The sequence below is a fragment of the Mesorhizobium sp. M7A.F.Ca.US.010.02.1.1 genome (assembly GCF_004023085.1).
Lineage (GTDB): Bacteria > Pseudomonadota > Alphaproteobacteria > Rhizobiales > Rhizobiaceae > Mesorhizobium.
The window spans coordinates 1-17,517 of the sequence record NZ_RZRV01000015.1; the positions used below are offsets into that span (position 1 = coordinate 1).

The following is a 17,517-nucleotide window of genomic DNA, read 5'->3' on the forward strand; positions in this document are numbered from 1 at the left end:
ATCTCCCCCCTTGCGGGGGAGATGTCCGGCAGGACAGAGGGGGGTGTGAAGGAACGCAAACCTCTCAGATTGGCTCTGTTTTCCTTTTTTGCAGTTCTTCTCGCGGTCCTCCTTTCCACCCCCGCCTCCGCCGCAAAGATCGACGACCAGTTTCGCGCCTGGCTGCAGAACGACCTTTGGCCGCAAGCCAGGGCGAAAGGCATTTCCAAAGCCACCCTCGATGCCGCCTTCGACGGCATCAATCCCAATCTGAAGCTGCCCGACCTGGTCAAGCCGGGCGATAAGGCGACCACGCCGCAGAAGCAGCACCAGGCCGAATTCGGCTCACCCGGCGCCTATTTCGCCGAGAAGACGGTTCGCGCGGTGACGGCGGGCGGCCGGGCGCGCGAAGCCACCAATGCCAGGACACTTGCATCTATCGAAAAGCGCTACGGCGTGCCGGGCGAAGTGCTGCTGGCGATCTGGGGCCGCGAGACCGGATTCGGCGCGGCGAAGATGCCCTACGACGCCTTCGAAGTGCTGGGCACCAAAGCGTTCATGTCGACCAGGAAGGACTTCTTCCGCACCGAACTGCTTGCTGCACTCGAGATCGTCGAGCGCGGGCTGGCTCCGGTCGGCGCGATGAAATCGTCCTGGGCCGGAGCGCTCGGCCAGCCGCAATTCATGCCGACCTCGTTCCTGAAACATGCCGTCGATTTCGACGGCGACGGCCGCGCCGACATCTGGAACTCGACGCCGGACGTGCTGGCCTCGATCGCCAATTATCTCGTCCACTATGGCTGGGTAAAGGGCCGTGGCTGGGGTTTCGAGGTGATGGTGCCGGAAAGCGTTTCCTGTTCGTTGGAAGGCCCGGACCAGGGCAAGAAAATCTCCGAATGGGCGGCAATGGGCGTTAGGCGCGTCGGCGGCAAGCCGTTTCCAGCGAGTGAGATGAAGGCCGAAGGCTTCCTGCTGATGCCGGCAGGGCGCAGCGGTCCGGCCTTTATCGCCACGCCCAATTTCTACGTGCTGAAGCAGTACAACACCAGCGACCTCTACGCGCTGTTCATCGGCCATGGCGCCGATCGCATCGCCCATGGCGATTCGAATTTTGCCGGCAGCTGGGGCGCGGTCGGCGGGCTCCACCGTTCGGACATAGCCGCTCTGCAACGCGCGCTGGAAGCCAAGGGCTATGACGTCGGCAGCGCCGATGGCCTGCCCGGCTTCAAGACCCGCCGTTCGATCGGCATTTGGCAAGCCAAGAACGGCCGCGCCGCCACCTGCTTCCCTGACACCAGCCTGGTCGCGGCGCTGAGATAGCCGCGACATTCGCCAGATTATCCTCGATCGGCAGCCTCGATTGGCTGGCCGATGCGTCGACATCCCACCGGCCTTTCTGGCCCATTGAGCCATCGTATAAATGCTCGTTGCCCGCCACGAGGCTGCCGGATATGGTGTTGACCAACTGGACAAAAACCGCAACGGTAAGAGATCACTGGGGCCTTCTCCAGGCCCGAAAAGAATTGCACAACCCTGAGCCGGGAACTCAGGTCAACAAACAACAAAACAGGGAACAATCACGATGATGATGGAAAAGTTTGCTCTACGCTCTCGCTTCCTGCTGGCGGGTGCAGCCATGTCCGCGCTGCTTCTGGCCGGCGCGCCCGCCGGTGCGGTCACGCCCGCCGACACGCTGGTCGAAGGTTTCGCGATCGACGACATCATCTCCATGGATCCGGGCGAGGCGTTCGAGCTGTCGACCGCCGAGGTCACCGGCAACACGTATGATCTGCTTGTCCGTCTCGACCTCAGCGACACCTCCAAGGTCAAGGGAGACCTTGCCGAAAGCTGGACCGTCTCCGATGACGGCCTGACCTACACATTCAAGCTCAAGCCCGGCCTGAAATTCGCTTCCGGCAATCCGATCACCGCGGCCGACGTCGCCTGGTCGTTCGAACGCGCCGTCAAGCTCGACAAGAGCCCGGCCTTCATCATCGGCCAATTCGGCATCAGCGGCGACAACGTCGCCGAGAAGGCCAAGGCGGTCGACGAGACCACCTTCCAGTTCACCGTCGACAAGGCCTATGCGCCGAGCTTCGTGCTGAACTGCCTGTCGGCAACGGTTGCATCGGTGGTCGACGCCAAGCTGGTCAAGGAACATGTCGCTGCGGTGACGCCGAGCGCCGACTACAAATGGGACAATGATTTCGGCAATGCCTGGCTGAAGACCGGCTATGCCGGCTCCGGCGTCTTCAAGCTGCGCGAATGGCGGGCAAATGAGGTGGTCGTTCTCGAGCGCAACGATAATTACTACGGCGAGAAGGCCAAGCTTGCCCGCGTCATCTACCGCAACATGAAGGAAAGCTCGGGCCAGCGCCTGGCGCTCGAGGCCGGCGACATCGACGTTGCCCGCAATCTCGAGCCGAACGACCTCGACGCCATCGCCAAGAACGCCGATCTCATCTCGACCAGCGCGCCGAAGGGCACGGTCTATTACATCAGCCTCAACCAGAAGAATGCCAACCTCGCCAAGCCCGAGGTCCGCCAAGCCTTCAAATACCTGGTCGACTACGATGCGCTGAGCTCGACGATCCTCAAGGGCATCGGCGAAATCCACCAGACCTTCCTGCCGAAGGGTGTGCTCGGCGAATTGGATGAGAATCCGTTCAAGTTCGATGTCGCCAAGGCCAAGGAATTGCTGGCCAAGGCCGGTCTGCCCGACGGCTTCAGCGTAACCATGGACGTACGCACCGGTCAGCCGACGACCGGCATGGCGGAATCGATCCAGCAGACGCTCGGACAGGCCGGCATCAAGCTCGAGATCATCCCGGGCGACGGCAAGCAGACGCTGACCAAGTACCGCGCCCGCAACCACGACATCTATATCGGCCAGTGGGGCCAGGATTATTTCGACCCGAATTCCAACGCCCAGACCTTTGCCTCGAATCCGGACAACTCGGATGCGGGTAAGTCCAAGACGCTGGCCTGGCGCAACGCCTGGGACATTCCGGACCTGACCAAGGAGACGGAAGCAGCGCTGCTTGAGAAGGACGCCGGCAAGCGCGCTGACATGTACAAGGATCTCGAGAAGAAGATCCTGGACACCAGCCCCTTCGTCGTCATCCACCAGCAGCTGGAAGTGGCCGGCCTGCGCAAGAACCTCAAGGGCTTTGCCCTCGGCCCGAGCTTCGACAGCAATTTCGTCGGGCCGGTGTCCAAGGAATAGTGCTCGCGGACACGCCGCATGAGCACGGTTGAAAAGGAAGTGGCGGCGGGGCGCGGCAGCGCCCGTGCCGTCGCTATTGCATCATCGCTTGGCCGTTTCCTGGTCATCGCGATCACGACCTATCTTGGTCTGCTCGCGGTCACCTTCTTCATCGGTCGCGTCATCCCGATCGACCCGGTGCTGGCGGTGCTCGGCGACCGGGCGCCGGCCAATGTCGTCGAGCGCACGCGCCGCGAGATGGGCCTCGATTTGCCGCTGGTCGAGCAGTTCTACATCTATGTGAAAAATGCCCTGAACGGCAATTTCGGTGTCTCTGTGCTGACCACCAATCCTGTCATGACCGACATTCGCCGGGCGCTTCCGGCCACGACGGAACTGGCGACGCTGGGGACGCTGATCGGCGCGCTGTTCGGCGTACCGCTTGGCGTGCTGGCCGCGGTCAGGCGCGGCAGTTTCATCGATCAGATCGTGCGTATCATCGGCCTGATCGGCTATTCCGTGCCGATCTTCTGGCTGGGACTGCTGGCGCTGGTGCTGTTTTACGCCAAGCTGCAATGGGTTGCCTTCCCCGCGCGGCTCGACATCGTCTACGAATACACCTTTACGCCGATCACTGGCTTCTATCTCCTCGACTCTGCGATGCAGGGGCAGTGGGACGTTTTTTACGACGCCTTCCGCCACATCATCCTGCCGGCCTCGCTGCTCGGCTATTTCTCGCTCGCCTATATCAGCCGCATGACGCGCTCGTTCATGCTCAACGAATTGTCGCAGGAATATATCGTCGCGGCGCGCGCCAAGGGCCTGTCGGAAACCCGCATCATCTGGGGCCACGCGCTGCGCAATGCGGCGGTGCCGATGGTGACGGTGATCGCGCTCTCCTATGCCGGGCTGCTCGAAGGTTCGGTGCTGACCGAGACCGTCTTCTCATGGCCGGGCATCGGCCTCTACATCACCAACTCGCTGCAGAACGCCGACATGAATGCGGTGCTCGGCGGCACCATCGTCATCGGTTCGGTCTTCATCGCCATCAACCTTCTGTCCGACCTTCTGTATCGGGTCCTCGATCCGAGGACGAAGGTTCAATGAGCAGAGGTATTCCACTTTCGGGCCTAGAGCAGTTCACCGTTTCACGGAAACGGCTACCCGCTCTAACTCCTTGTTTTTACGCAATTCCGGACGGAAAACCGTTTCACACTTTTCCTGGAATTGCTCCAGCTGCGGCCAATCACCCCCACTCCGGCCCTTCGGGTCACCTCTCCCCCTGCCCGGGGGAGAGGAAAAGCCGGTCGCACGCTTCGCGCCTTTCCTCTCCCCCGTCGAGCGGGGGAGAGGTGGTCTGCGAAGCAGGCCGGAGTGGGGGTCGACAGCTCCAAGAGGCATCATCATGACCGCCTCCGACGCCCGTCCTCTCTCTCGTCGCGACTGGCTGCTCAGCGAGCGGCCGGCCTCGCGCACCCAGGCGAGGCTCGGCCGCGCCTATGTGGCGTGGCGGCGCTTTTCCGCCAACCGGCTGGCCTTTCTCGGCCTGCTCATTATCATTGCCTTGCTGATCGTTGCCGCCCTTGCCGGTGTGCTGGCGCCTTATTCTCCGACGTTCGGCGACCTGAAGAACGCGCGCCTGCTGGCGCCGAGCACCGAGCACTGGTTTGGCACCGACGATCTCGGCCGCGATATCCTGTCGCGCATCCTCTACGGCTCGCGCTGGACCCTTTATGTGGTCATCCTGGTCGCCATCATCGCGGCACCGATCGGCCTTCTGGTCGGCACGGTGGCCGGCTATGCCGGCGGCTGGACCGATGCCATCCTGATGCGCATCACCGACATCTTTCTCGCCTTTCCCAAGCTGATCCTGGCGCTGGCGTTTGTTGCAGCACTTGGCCCCGGCATCGAGAATGCGGTGCTGGCCATCGCCATCACCTCATGGCCGCCCTACGCCCGCATCGCGCGGGCAGAGACGCTGACGGTGCGCAATTCCGATTACATCAAGGCGGTGCAGCTGATGGGCGCCTCGCCCTTCCGCATCGTGCTGCGCCATATCATGCCGCTTTGCATTTCGTCCCTGATCGTCAGGGTGACGCTCGACATGGCCGGCATCATCCTGACCGCCGCCGGGCTCGGTTTCCTCGGCCTCGGCGCGCAACCGCCGCTGCCGGAATGGGGCACGATGATCGCGTCGGGGCGCCGCTTCGTGCTCGACCAGTGGTGGGTGGCCGGTGCGCCGGGCTTCGCCATCCTCATCGTCAGCCTCGGCTTCAACCTGCTCGGCGACGGCCTGCGCGACGCGCTCGATCCCCGCAGTGGTGACCAATGAGCAGGGAAACGAAGACGCTGCTCGAGGTCGACGATTTGCGCGTCACCTTCCCGACCCGCACCGGGCTGATCGAGGCGGTTCGCGGCGTCTCCTTCTCGCTCGGCCGCGAACGGCTCGGCATCGTCGGAGAATCCGGCTCCGGCAAATCGCAGACCGGCCGCGCCATCATGGGCCTGACGCCGCCGCAGGCGCGGATATCGGCCAACAAGCTCGCCTTCGACGGCATCGACCTGCTCAGCGTCTCGCCGCGCGAACGCCGGGCGCTGCGCGGCAAGCGCATCGCCATGATCCTGCAGGATCCGAAATACTCGCTCGACCCGGTGATGAGCATCGGCCGCCAGATCGTCGAAACGCTGCGCACGCATGAAAAGGTCGGCAAGGCCGAGGCGCGCGACCGCGCATTGGCCATGCTGGAGGCGGTGCAGATCCGTGATCCCTCTCGCGTCTTCAACCTGCATCCGCATGAAGTGTCCGGCGGCATGGGCCAGCGCGCCATGATCGCCATGATGCTGATCGCCGGTCCGGAAATGATGATCGCCGACGAGCCGACCTCGGCGCTCGACGTCACCGTGCAGCTTGATGTGCTCGGCATTCTCGACCGGCTGGTCAGTGAGCGCGGCATGGGGCTGATCTTCATCTCGCACGATCTGCGCCTGGTCTCATCCTTCTGCGACCGCGTCATCGTCATGTATGCCGGCAAGGTGGTCGAGCAGCTCAAGGCGTCCGAACTCGGCCATGCCCAGCATCCCTACACGCGCGGCTTGCTCAATTGCATGCCCAAGATCGGTGCCGACCGCCACCCGCTGCCGGTGCTCGACCGCAAGCCGGAGTGGGCGGCATGACTTCTGCGATTGCCGTCGACAGGCTGGAAGTGATCTTCGACCGTTTTCGCGCACTGAAGGGCGTCAGCCTCGACGTGCAGCCGGGTGAATCCTTTGGCCTGGTCGGTGAATCCGGCTCCGGCAAATCGACGCTGCTTCGGGCCATCGCCGGCCTTGCGCCGGTCGCATCGGGCAGCATCGCCGTCAACGGCAAGACGCTCGGGCCACGCCGCGACAAGGCCTTCTACCGCGAAGTGCAGATGGTCTTCCAGGATCCGTACGGCTCGCTGCACCCGCGCCAGACCGTCGACCGCCTGCTGCAGGAGCCGCTTGCCATCCACGGCTTCGCCGATGGCGAAAAGCGCATCCAGCGGGCGCTCGACGAGGTCGGGCTGGGAAACGGCTTTCGCTTCCGCTATTCGCACCAACTATCGGGCGGCCAGCGCCAGCGCGTGGCGATTGCCCGTGCCCTGATCCTCGAACCTTCGATCCTGCTGCTCGACGAGCCGACCTCGGCGCTCGATGCCTCGGTGCAGGCGGAAGTGCTCAACCTGTTGGAAGAGGTACGCAAGCGGCGCAAGCTGACCTTCCTGATGGTCAGCCACGACCTCGCCATCATCACCCATATGTGCGAGCGGCTGATGGTGATGCAAAGCGGCGGGGCGGTTGAGAACCTGGCGGCGGCGGATCTCGTCGAACGTCGCGTGACGAAGGACTATACTCGCAACCTGCTGAGAGCGAGCGACGGGTTTGTGAGAACCGCCTGAATTCGTCTTCCTGTGTGCAGAACCAACCGTCTTCAGGGATTCCGATGGAGGAATGGAAGTTTGCGGATCCGCCCAACCTCGCGGTGTTGTCGGACAAGAGCCTATTTAAACGTGGCGACTGGATCGCATACGTTGTGCATGAAGATGACGACGACGACAGCTACAACGACGAAGGTGGCAGTTGGCAATTCTACAGCAGCGACACTCGAGATTGGGATGAACGCGAGGTAATGCTCGTAGGCCTGCAAGAGGTGGTTCAACTGGATGAAACCATCGTGGAGTTGGCCGATTTGCCGAAAGGTTGGCATGCCTGGCGCACCTCAAAATCGTCGCCGTGGCAACGCGCCAAGTCACGCCCCGTACCCTCCAACGACAACGAATGACCCGGCAAAGCCTTAAGTCTGAGCTTGCACCGGTTCGCCGCTCTCCACGGGTAGCTCTTCCTGGGCTTTCGGCTCCTTGATCCTGAACCACGTCACATAAAGCGCTGGCAGGAACAGCAGCGTGATCGCCGTGCCGGCGATGATGCCGCCCATCATGGCATAGGCCATCGGGCCCCAGAACACTTCGCGCGCGATCGGGATCAGGGCGAGGCTTGCGGCCGCCGCCGTCAGCGCGATTGGCCGCATGCGGTGTTCCGTCGCCTCGATGACGGCCGCCCAGCGGTCCTTGCCTTCCCGGACGAGATCCTCGATCTGCACGATCAGGATGACCGAGTTGCGGATCAGGATGCCGATCAGCGCCAGCACGCCGAGGATGGCGACGAAGCCGAGCGGCGCGCCGCTCGGCACAAGGGCCGCCACAACGCCGATCAGGCCGAGCGGCGCCACCGCCACCACCAGGAACAGGCGCTGGAAACTCTGCAATTGCACCATCAGGATCGTCGCCATGACGAACAGCATCAACGGCACGACGGCGGCGATCGGTCCTTGGCTTTTGGCACTCTCCTCGACCGAGCCGGCGGTGGCGATCGAATAGCCCGGCGGCAGCTTGGCGGTGAAGGCATCGACCGAAGGCTTCAATTCGTTGACGACGGTGGCCGGCAGCACGTCGCCGACCAGTCCGGCGCGCACGGTGATGGTCGGGATGCGGTCGCGTCGCCACACCGTTGGCTGCTCCAGATCGTAGCGGAAGTTGGCGACGGCCGCGAGCGGGATCGCCTCGCCGGTACTGGTCGGCAGCTGCATGTTCTGCAAGGTTTCGATCGAGCCGCGTTCGGACCCACGCGAGCGCGCCACGACATTGATCAGGTAGGTGGCGTCACGCACCTGCGTGATGGTAGCGCCGCCGACGGTGCTGTTGAGCGCGCTGGCGATGTCGGAAGAGGTGATGCCAAGCTGGCGTGCCTTGTCCTGCAGTACGTCGACCCTCAGCACGCGTTGCGGCTCGTTCCAGTCGAAGGTCGGCGCGGCAAGCTTGGGGTTGGCGGAAATGATACCGGCGAATTGCTGCGCCAGCCCGCGCACCGTCTGGATGTCGGGACCGCCGACGCGATACTGCACCGGGCGGCCGACCGGGGGCCCGAGTTCGAGCGGCTTGACGAAGGCGTCGGTGCCGACGAACTCCTCGCGCAGCAGTTTTTCAAGCGCCGGCTTGACCCGGTTGCGGGCCGCGATGCTCTTGGTGACGATGACGGTCTGGCCGAAATAGGGGTTGGCCGGCTGCACGTCATAGGCGAGCACGAAACGCACCGCGCCCTGGCCGATATAGGACGAAAAATGGTCGATGTCGGGATTGCCGACCAGCGCCCGCTGCTCGAACCGCTCCATCTGGTCGCGCGTATCGGCGATCGAGGCATTCTGCGGCAGGTTCCAGTCGACGATCAGCTCCGGCCGGTCCGATGGCGGAAAGAACTGCTGCTGCACCAGCCCGAAGCCGGCGATCGAGCCGGCAAACAAAAGCACGGTGACGATGATGGTCAGCCAGTGATGGCGCACCGAGCCGACAAGCACGCGCCGGAAAAGCGAGGTGAAGCGGCCGGGCTGGTCGTGATGCTTGGTTTTCATCGTCGCCGGCAGGATGGTGACGCCGAGCAGTGGCGCAAACAGCACCGCCACGACCCATGACACCAGCAGCGAAACGGCGATGACCACGAACAGGGTGAAGGTATATTCGCCGGCGGCGCTGTTGTTGAGGCCGATCGGGATGAAGCCGGCGACCGTCACCAGCGTACCGGTCAGCATCGGAAAGGCGGTCGATGTGTAGACATAGGTCGCCGCCTTGCGCAGATTGTCGCCGACCTCCAGCCGCGCCACCATCATCTCGACCGCGATCATCGCGTCGTCGACCAGAAGCCCGAGCGCGATGATCAGCGCACCCAGGGAAATACGCTGCAGCGAAATGCCGAGATAGGCCATGACCGTGAAGGTGATGGCCAGCACCAGCGGGATCGACAGCGCCACGACGAAGCCGGCGCGCATGCCGAGGCTGATGAACGACACCGCGAGCACGATGGCGACCGCCTCGAACAGCGCGCGCGTAAAGCCCGAGACGGCCTCCTCGACAATGACCGGCTGGTCGGCCACCAGATGCACGCCGACACCGACCGGCAGGTCGGCCAGCACCTTGTCCATCTCCTTGTGCAGCGCCTCGCCGAATTCGAGCAGGTTGGCGTTGGGTTTCATGCCGATGGCGAGCCCGATCGCGTCCTGGCCGTTGAAGCGGAATAGCGCCGTAGGAGGATCGACATAGCCGCGCGTGATCGTCGCCACGTCGCTGAGGCGGAAGAAGCGGTCATTGACGCGCAGATTGATGGCGCGCAGGCTGTCCTCGGAGGTGAACTGCCCGCCGACACGCACGCTGATGCGCTCCGGCCCGGACTGAATGACGCCGGACGGCGTAATCGCGTTCTGCGCCTGCAGGCTCGCCACGATCGCTTGCTGGTTGAGGCCGAGGGCGGCGATCTGGCGGGTCGAGAATTCGAGATAGATCGCCTCGTCCTGGGCGCCGACCAGGTCGACCTTGCCGGCGTTGGGCACGGTCAGGATTTTTGTTCTGGCGTCCTCGACATAGTCGCGCAACTGGCGCGGCGTCAGCCCGTCCGATGTGAAGGCGTAGATGTTGCCATAGACGTCGCCGAAGCGGTCGTTGAAGAACGGTCCCTGCACCCCCTGCGGAAACTGCGCCCCGATGTCGTTGACCATGTTGCGCACCTGAATCCAGTTCGGCACGACATCGCGTGCCTTGGTGGTGTCCTTCAGGTTGACGAAGATGACGGTCTGGCCGGCCGTGGTGACGGACTTGGTGTAGTCGAGGCTGTCGAGTTCCTCGAGTTTCTTCTCGATACGGTCGGTCACCTGCTGCACGGTTTCCTTGACCGAGGCGCCCGGCCAGTTGGCCTGGATGATCATCGTCTTGATGGTGAAGTTGGGGTCTTCTTCACGGCCGAGATTGAGGTAGGAGAACACGCCAGCCACGACGAAGACCAGCATGAAATACCAGACCATGGAGCGGTGGTTGAGCGCCCAGTCGGAGAGATTGAAGCCTTTCATGAGGCGCCTCCCTCGAGCACTTTCACCTTCTGGCCTTCGCTCAGGCTGTGGACGCCCGCCGTGACGACACGCATGCCCGCGTCAAGCCCTTCGGCCACGGTGAAGATAACGCCATTCTTCGACGCGATCTTGATGTCGCGTGCGTTCACGCTGGATGTCTGCGGGTCGACGATCCACACTTTCGCGGAACCGTTCTTTTCGAACAGCGCCGACATCGGCAGTTCGATCGTCGGTGCCACCTTGGTCACGCGGGTCGCCGTCACCGTCGAGCCGAGCCGGAAGGCCTGTGGCGGATCCGTGAGCGTCAGCTTGACGCGCCGCGTGCGGGTCGAGCCCTCGGATTGCGGTGCGATCTCGCGCAGCTTGGCCCCGGTCTGGATCGTCGGCAGCGACTGCAGGATCACCTGGAAGGGCGTGCCGGCCTCAAGATCACCGGTCAATTGATCGGGAATGTCGACCACCGCCTCGCGCAGGTCCGAACGCGCCACGGTGACGATGGTCTGGCCGGGCGAGACCGTCTGGCCAACTTCGGCGCCCACCGCGGTGACGACACCGTCGAAATCAGAGAACAGCCTGGCATAGCCGAGTTGCTCCTGCGATTTGGCAAGCGAAGCCTTGGCCCGCTCGACACCTGCCTCCGCAGCTTTGCGCGCCTGCTGCGCGGCATCGAAGACAGCTTGCGTGGCGTTGGCCGAGGCGAGCAACTGGCGCTGCCGTTCCTCGCTGGCGGCGGCGTTGGCGAGCTGCGCCTCGGCATTGGACAGTTCCGCCTTGGCCGCCTGGAGGCCCAACTCCAGCGCGGTCGGATCGAGTGCCGCTATCGTCGTGCCCTTGCTGACGATGTCGCCGACCTGGACGTCGCGCGAGACGACCCGCCCAAGCAGGCGGAAGGCCAGGTCGGCGCTGACCTGCGGTTCGACGGATCCGGCAAAACCGAAGATTTGCGTGGTGCGCGGCTCGATCACCATCGACAGCACCGGTCGGATGATCTCTGGCGGCTTTTCCTCCGACTTGGAGCAGGATGCCAGCGCGCCGAGCATGAGCACGCCGAGCAGGATGCGTGGCGTTCGGCTCATTGGCCCGCTCCCGATATTTCGATCGTCTGTCCAGGGCTGAGCAGCTGTCCTCCAGCGGTGACGACGCTCTGGCCCGCGTCCAGCCCCTTGGCGATCACGACCGTGCCCGAATTGAACGCCAGCACTTCGACCGGCGCCATCGTCACCGCCTTGGTCGAGGGATCGACGATCCAGACCGCCGGCTTGCCGCCGCTGGACGTCAGCGCCTGCCAAGGCAGCAGGATCGCCTTCGCCGGTTTGGCGCTTACCGAGCCGATGACGGCTGCCCCCAGCGGCATGCCGGCGGGCGTGTCGGGAATGGCGACTTTGACCCGGATCGAGCCCGAAGCCGGGTCGACCGCAGGCGAGATTTCGCGGACCTTGCCCGTCGCCCTGACCTGCGGATCGGACAACAGCGTGATCGTCACCGCAGGCGATGCCGGTGTCTTGGCGATCAGCGTCTCCTGCACGTTGAATACCGCGTCGCGGTCCCAGTCCTCGGCGACGGTGAAGACGGTTTGCGCGGCTTGCACCACTTGGCCGGTTTCGACTTGGCGGGCGGTAATCACGCCGGCGGCACCGGCCTTGAGTTCGGTGAAGGACAGGTTTTGCTGGGCGTTGGAGAAAGCGCTCTGCGCGGCATCGACGCTGCCTTGTGCCATCTTCAGGGCCTGGTCCGCGGCGTCATAATCGCGCCTGGTGGTGAAACCCTGGGCGAGCAGCGTCTTCTGCCGTTCGAAGGCGGCGGCGGACTGGGTCAATTGCGCCTGTGCCGCGTCGAGATCGGCCTGCGCCGAGCGCAAATCGGATTCCTGCTCCTGCGGATCGATCCGGGCAAGCACCGTGCCTTGATCGACATGCTGGCCGACATCGACAAACCGTTCGGCGACGCGACCGCCGACCCGGAACGACAGATTGTTCAGCGTACGCGCCGCGATCACCCCGGTCAGCGAGGTCCTTGGCGCATAGTCGGCCATCGCCACCGTTTCGGTGCGCACCATGATCTGCAGTTTCTTGTCCACCGCTTCCTGCTTCTGGCAGCCGACCAAAAGCAGCGCAGCCGTGCAGGCGAAAAGCGCCGGGGCGGCTGGAAAAGACAAAAGACCGGGAGCTTGGACCGACGGCTGCGAGACGGGCGAAGTCACGTTCCTGCTCATGGGCTCCCCCGGCCGCGGCGGCTCGCTGGTCGCGATGCCTCGTGGACATCCAGAGGATAGTCGATCCCCGGGAAAAGGAAACCGGTCTCGTACGTGTATCGCCTGACTGGTTAAGCGCCGGGATCTGCCCACCGCAGGCCCAATCGCCTGCCGGTGGTGCCGACTTGAGGAAAACGTGAAATAAGGTCAGAAGATGTCTCAACGGCATCAAACAGGACGGGCGCCGGCCCGGTGAGGGATACGATGAAGAATTCAGCCATTTCCGAACGCAAGAACCAATCGATTTCCCGCGGTGTCGGCATGACCACGCAGATCTATGCCGACCGGGCTGAAAATTCGGAAATCTGGGATGTCGAGGGGCGTCGCTATATCGATTTCTCGTCGGGCATCGCCGTCGTCAACACCGGGCATCGCCATCCCAGGGTGATCGAAGCGGTCAAGGCACAACTCGACCGCTTCACCCACACCTGCCACCAGGTGGTGCCCTATGAGAGCTATGTGCGCCTGGCCGAACGGCTGAACGGCATGCTGCCCGGCAAGTTCGAGAAGAAGACGATCTTCGTCACCACCGGGGCGGAGGCGGTAGAGAACGCCATCAAGATCGCCCGCAATGCCACCGGCCGTCAGGCGGTCATCGCCTTCGCCGGCGGTTTCCATGGCCGCACCTTCATGGGCATGGCACTGACCGGCAAGGTCGTGCCCTACAAGGTCGGCTTCGGCGCCATGCCGGGCGATGTCTATCATGCGCCGTTCCCGGTGCCGCTGCACGGTGTCTCGGTCGCCGACTCGCTGGCGGCGCTCGACCGGCTGTTCAAGGCCGATGTCGATCCGGCCCGCGTCGCCGCCATCATCATCGAGCCGGTTCAGGGCGAGGGCGGCTTCTACGACGCGCCGCGTGACTTCCTGGTTGCGCTGCGCAAGCTTTGCGACCAGCACGGCATGCTGCTGATCGCCGACGAAGTGCAGACCGGCTTTGCCCGCACCGGCAAGATGTTTGCGATGGATCACCATGAGGTGGCCGCCGACATCACCACCATGGCCAAGAGCCTTGCCGGCGGTTTCCCGCTGGCGGCGGTCACCGGCCGCGCCGAAATCATGGATGCGCCCGGGCCCGGCGGGCTCGGCGGCACCTATGGCGGCAGCCCGATCGGCGTTGCCGCCGCGCACGCCGTGCTCGACGTGATCGAGGACGAAAACCTGTGCGACCGCGCCAACACGCTGGGCGCAAGGCTGAAGCAGCGGCTGCAGTCGATCCGCGACGACGTGCCCGAGATCGTCGACATCAGAGGCCTCGGCTTCATGAACGCGGTCGAGTTCAACGACGTCAAGAAGGGCCTGCCGTCGGCCGAGATCGCCAATGCGATCCGGTTGAAGGCGCTCGACAAGGGCCTGATCCTGCTGACCTGCGGTGTCTACGGCAACGTCATCCGCTTCCTGGCGCCGATCACCATCCAGGACGAAGTCATGAACGAAGCACTCGACATCCTGGAAAGCTCGATCCGCGAAGTCTGCGCCGCCTGAACTTCTACCTCCCCCCTGTGGGGAGGTCGGACCGAAGGTCCGGGTGGGGGCCTCGCACAGACCCCCACCCCGCTGCTTCGCAGCGACCCTCCCCACAAGGGGAGGGTAAGCGGGGGCTAGCCCGCAGCCCTGGCAGGCTCATCCTGCTGAAACGCGGCCAGCGCCGCCTTCAAACCGTCAGGTCCCTCAGCAACCGTTTCCTGCGTCGGCGAAAAGCCGGCGCCGAGCATCTTGCGGCCAAGCATGTGGTCGCCGGGGCGGTTGACCGATTCGATGCCGAGCAGCCGGTCGCCGGCATAGTGGTAGATCGAGAATTTGTTTTCGGGCAGGTCGCCCAGCACGACATGGCTGTCGCCGCCGGCGGTCAGGCCGACCATCTGCAATTTCATGTCGCCGATGTCCGACCAGAACCATGGCACCGCCGAATAGGCGTCGGTGTGGCCTGATATCGTGCGCGCGGCAAGCCGCGCCTGATCGGTGGCGTTCTGCACCGATTCCAGCCGCACGTCGCCGCCGGTGAACCAGTGACGGTAGGAGGCAGCATCGCCAATGGCGAGAATCTCCGGCATCGACGTGCGCATCTGATGATCGACGCGGATGCCGTTGGCGATGCCGAGGCCTGCAGACTGCGCCAGTTCGACATTCGGCATGGCACCAATGCCGACGATGACCATGCGCGCCGGCAGCCTTTCGCCTGACGAGGTGATGGCGGCCGTGACATGACCGTTTTCGCCATCGAGCCTGGCGATCGAGGTGCCGGTGAGAATGCGCACGCCTGTCGCTTCCAGCCGTTGCCGGACGTGGCTCGCCACCACCGGCGCCACGGCGCGGCCGAGTAGCCGGTCCACGGCCTCCACCACTGTCACCGTGCGGCCGGTGGCCCGCAGTGTGGCTGCTATCTCCAACCCGATGAAACCGCCGCCGAGGATGACGATTTCGTCGCTTTGCGCGCTGAGGTCGCGGATCAGCCGCGCATCGGCCAGCGAGCGCAGCGACAGCACACCGGACAGGTCGGCACCGGGCAGCGGCAGCGTGCGCGGGCGCGAGCCTGTCGCCAGGATCAGATGGTCAAAGGCCAGCGCACCACCGCCGGCAATATCCAAACTGCGGCGTCGGGTATCGATCCGATCGATCCTGACGCCAGGCCGGTAATCGATGGCGCTGCCGGTGTAAAAGGCCTCGCCGCGCAAGGGTTGCGGCTTGGCCTCGGCATCCTTGATGAAAGTCTTCGACAGCGGCGGCTTGTGATAGGGAAGTTCGTCCTCATCCCCGACGAGGATCACCGGCCCGTCATAGCCGTCTTCGCGCAGACTGGCGGCCGCTTGCACGCCCGCATGACCCGCGCCGACAATGACCACACCGTTCTTCATCGCATTCCAATCCCGCTTCTATCCTAGGATGTCTCGCCAAGTGGCAATTGTCTGGTGCCGCCGCAAGAGAGCTTTTGCGGGTCGCACCCGGAATGGCAGCTGTCAATCGTACAGTTCAACGGCAAGACCGGTGCAGAAAGACGCATAAGTTGACAGTCGTAGTTTAGAATAATTCTAAACTGTTGTTTCAATTGACTTTTCCTACGGATTGTCATTGACATCCGACGATGTCGCAGCTTTATGGAAGCTCGCGCGTCAGCGCATCCCTTTAATGTCTGGGCCTTGAACCCTTTCGATTGGAGGCATTTTGGTGTCTTTCTTCCGCGAACCGCGCGCTAGCGCGGCATCTCTTGCGCCCAATGGCCCGCAGATGGCCTGGCGCCGGTTGCTGTGCGCGCCGTTTACAGAATTTCCGAGAAACTGGAGAGTGATTATGACAGCACGATATGGCAGCAGGCTTGCGGCGATCGGCGCCACTGCCCTGCTGACGGCGGCGGTATTCGTGTTGCCGGCAAAGGCGGAAACCGATGCAAAGGCCGTCATCAAGACCTATTCCGACATCGCGCTCGCCAAATATGAGGATTCGCTGACCACCGCGCAGGCGCTCGACAAGGCGGTCGACGCGCTGCTCGCCACGCCATCGGCGGAAACCCTCAACGCTGCCCGTGACGCCTGGAAGGCATCGCGCGTTCCCTACCAGCAGACCGAGGTCTACCGCTTCGGCAACAAGATCGTCGACGACTGGGAAGGCAAGGTGAATTCCTGGCCGCTGGATGAAGGTTTGATCGACTACGTCGCCAAGAGCTACGGCACCGAATCGGACGCGAATGCGCTCTACACGGCCAATGTGATCGCCAACAAGGAGATCGAGATCAACGGCAAGAAGGTCGATGCATCGAAGCTTTCGCCGGAATTCCTCTCCGGCACGCTGCAGGGAGCCGGCGGCATCGAGGCCAATGTCGCCACCGGCTACCACGCCATCGAATTCCTGCTCTGGGGCCAGGACCTGCATGGCACCGGGCCGGGTGCCGGCGAGCGCCCCTATACCGACTACGACCTCCAGAACTGCACCGGCGGCAATTGCGATCGCCGCGCCGAGTACCTGAAATCGGCCAGCGACCTTCTGGTTTCGGATCTTCAGGAGATGGTCGGCAACTGGAAGGAAGACGGCGCCGCCCGCAAGGCTCTCGTCGATGGCGAGCCGAACACGGCGATCTCGACCATCTTCACCGGCATGGGCTCGCTGTCCTACGGCGAACTGGCCGGCGAGCGCATGAAGCTCGGCCTGCTGCTGCATGATCCGGAAGAGGAGCACGATTGCTTCTCCGACAACACGTACAATTCGCATCTCTACGACGCCATCGGCATTCGCGCGGCCTATCATGCGAGCTACACGCGTCTCGACGGCACCGTCGTTTCGGGTCCCTCGGTGGCCGATATGGTGAAGGCGGCCGATCCGGCGATCGACAAGGAACTGTCTGACAAGCTCGATGTTTCGGTCGCCAAGATGGAGGCGATCAAGGCGCGTGCACTGGCCGGCGAGGCCTATGACCAGCAGATCGCCGAGGGCAACATTGAGGGCAACGCCACCGTGCAGGCGGCGATCGATGCGCTGATCGATCAGACCAAGTCGATTGAGCGCGCCGTCGGCTCCTTGAAGCTCAGCACCATCGCCTTCGAAGGGTCCGATAGCCTCGACGCGCCGGACAAGGTGTTCAAGTAAGGGTCGCAAGACAGGTGACTGATCCGGGAGCCGGAAAACCGGCTCTGGAACGGCCTCCGCTAGAAAATCAAGCCACACGGCGCGGGAGACGCCGTC

The 17,517-nt window shown here is 63.7% G+C and carries 13 protein-coding genes; 9 read left to right on the forward strand and 4 right to left on the reverse strand.

From position 1 onward, the window contains the following. The first annotated feature begins 21 nt into the window (after positions 1 to 21). The 7 genes from EOA19_RS17465 (at position 22) to EOA19_RS17495 (ending at position 7,487) form a co-directional block, all read left to right on the forward strand. A complete protein-coding gene (locus EOA19_RS17465) occupies positions 22 to 1,299 on the forward strand; it encodes a lytic murein transglycosylase (protein WP_128304321.1) in 1,278 nt (425 codons plus the stop codon). Between the two features lie 262 nt (positions 1,300 to 1,561). Then, a complete protein-coding gene (locus EOA19_RS17470) occupies positions 1,562 to 3,205 on the forward strand; it encodes an ABC transporter substrate-binding protein (RefSeq protein WP_128304322.1) in 1,644 nt (547 codons plus the stop codon). A gap of 18 nt (positions 3,206 to 3,223) precedes the next feature. Beyond that, positions 3,224 to 4,291 carry an ABC transporter permease gene (locus EOA19_RS17475; RefSeq protein WP_128304323.1) on the forward strand — a complete coding sequence of 356 codons (1,068 nt, stop codon included), beginning with the start codon at positions 3,224 to 3,226 and terminating at the stop codon, positions 4,289 to 4,291. A gap of 298 nt (positions 4,292 to 4,589) precedes the next feature. Next, on the forward strand, positions 4,590 to 5,516 hold the full coding sequence (nikC, locus tag EOA19_RS17480; RefSeq protein ID WP_023811431.1) for a nickel transporter permease: 927 nt from the start codon (positions 4,590 to 4,592) through the stop codon (positions 5,514 to 5,516). Continuing rightward, positions 5,513 to 6,358 (forward strand): ABC transporter ATP-binding protein, encoded by an 846-nt coding sequence (locus tag EOA19_RS17485; RefSeq protein ID WP_031213315.1) that lies wholly within the window; start codon positions 5,513 to 5,515, stop codon positions 6,356 to 6,358. Before nikC ends, EOA19_RS17485 begins: the two co-directional genes overlap by 4 nt. Next, positions 6,355 to 7,104: an ABC transporter ATP-binding protein gene (locus tag EOA19_RS17490; protein ID WP_128304324.1), complete on the forward strand. Its 750-nt coding sequence runs from the start codon at positions 6,355 to 6,357 to the stop codon at positions 7,102 to 7,104. The genes EOA19_RS17485 and EOA19_RS17490 overlap by 4 nt, the downstream gene beginning before the upstream one ends. Before the next feature lie 44 nt (positions 7,105 to 7,148). Then, a complete protein-coding gene (locus EOA19_RS17495; protein ID WP_128304325.1) occupies positions 7,149 to 7,487 on the forward strand; it encodes a hypothetical protein in 339 nt (112 codons plus the stop codon). A gap of 12 nt (positions 7,488 to 7,499) precedes the next feature. Here the strand turns inward: EOA19_RS17495 and EOA19_RS17500 are convergent, their stop codons facing one another. From EOA19_RS17500 to EOA19_RS17510, 3 genes are read right to left on the reverse strand one after another with little or no spacing between them, the layout of a single operon-like run. Beyond that, positions 7,500 to 10,595 carry an efflux RND transporter permease subunit gene (locus EOA19_RS17500; RefSeq protein WP_128304326.1) on the reverse strand — a complete coding sequence of 1,032 codons (3,096 nt, stop codon included), beginning with the start codon at positions 10,593 to 10,595 and terminating at the stop codon, positions 7,500 to 7,502. Continuing rightward, the gene (locus EOA19_RS17505; protein WP_023811426.1) at positions 10,592 to 11,671 is read right to left on the reverse strand and encodes an efflux RND transporter periplasmic adaptor subunit; all 1,080 of its coding nucleotides are present in this window, start codon (positions 11,669 to 11,671) and stop codon (positions 10,592 to 10,594) included. The genes EOA19_RS17500 and EOA19_RS17505 overlap by 4 nt, the downstream gene beginning before the upstream one ends. Further along, entirely contained in the window at positions 11,668 to 12,807 is a 1,140-nt protein-coding gene (locus EOA19_RS17510; protein WP_128304327.1) for an efflux RND transporter periplasmic adaptor subunit, read from the reverse strand. The genes EOA19_RS17505 and EOA19_RS17510 overlap by 4 nt, the downstream gene beginning before the upstream one ends. 243 nt (positions 12,808 to 13,050) lie before the next feature. Here EOA19_RS17510 and EOA19_RS17515 point away from each other — a divergent pair, with 243 nt between their 5' ends. Then, positions 13,051 to 14,328 carry a 4-aminobutyrate--2-oxoglutarate transaminase gene (locus EOA19_RS17515; protein WP_023811424.1) on the forward strand — a complete coding sequence of 426 codons (1,278 nt, stop codon included), beginning with the start codon at positions 13,051 to 13,053 and terminating at the stop codon, positions 14,326 to 14,328. A 116-nt stretch (positions 14,329 to 14,444) separates the two neighbouring features. On the opposite strand, the gene EOA19_RS17520 is transcribed toward EOA19_RS17515, so the two are convergent. Then, positions 14,445 to 15,698, reverse strand: a complete 1,254-nt coding sequence (locus tag EOA19_RS17520; RefSeq protein WP_023811423.1) for an FAD-dependent oxidoreductase — start codon at positions 15,696 to 15,698, stop codon at positions 14,445 to 14,447. Positions 15,699 to 16,131: 433 nt separating this feature from the next. Here EOA19_RS17520 and EOA19_RS17525 point away from each other — a divergent pair, with 433 nt between their 5' ends. After that, positions 16,132 to 17,421, forward strand: coding sequence for an imelysin family protein (locus EOA19_RS17525; protein WP_023811422.1), 1,290 nt, complete (start codon positions 16,132 to 16,134; stop codon positions 17,419 to 17,421). The last annotated feature ends 96 nt before the right edge of the window (positions 17,422 to 17,517 follow it).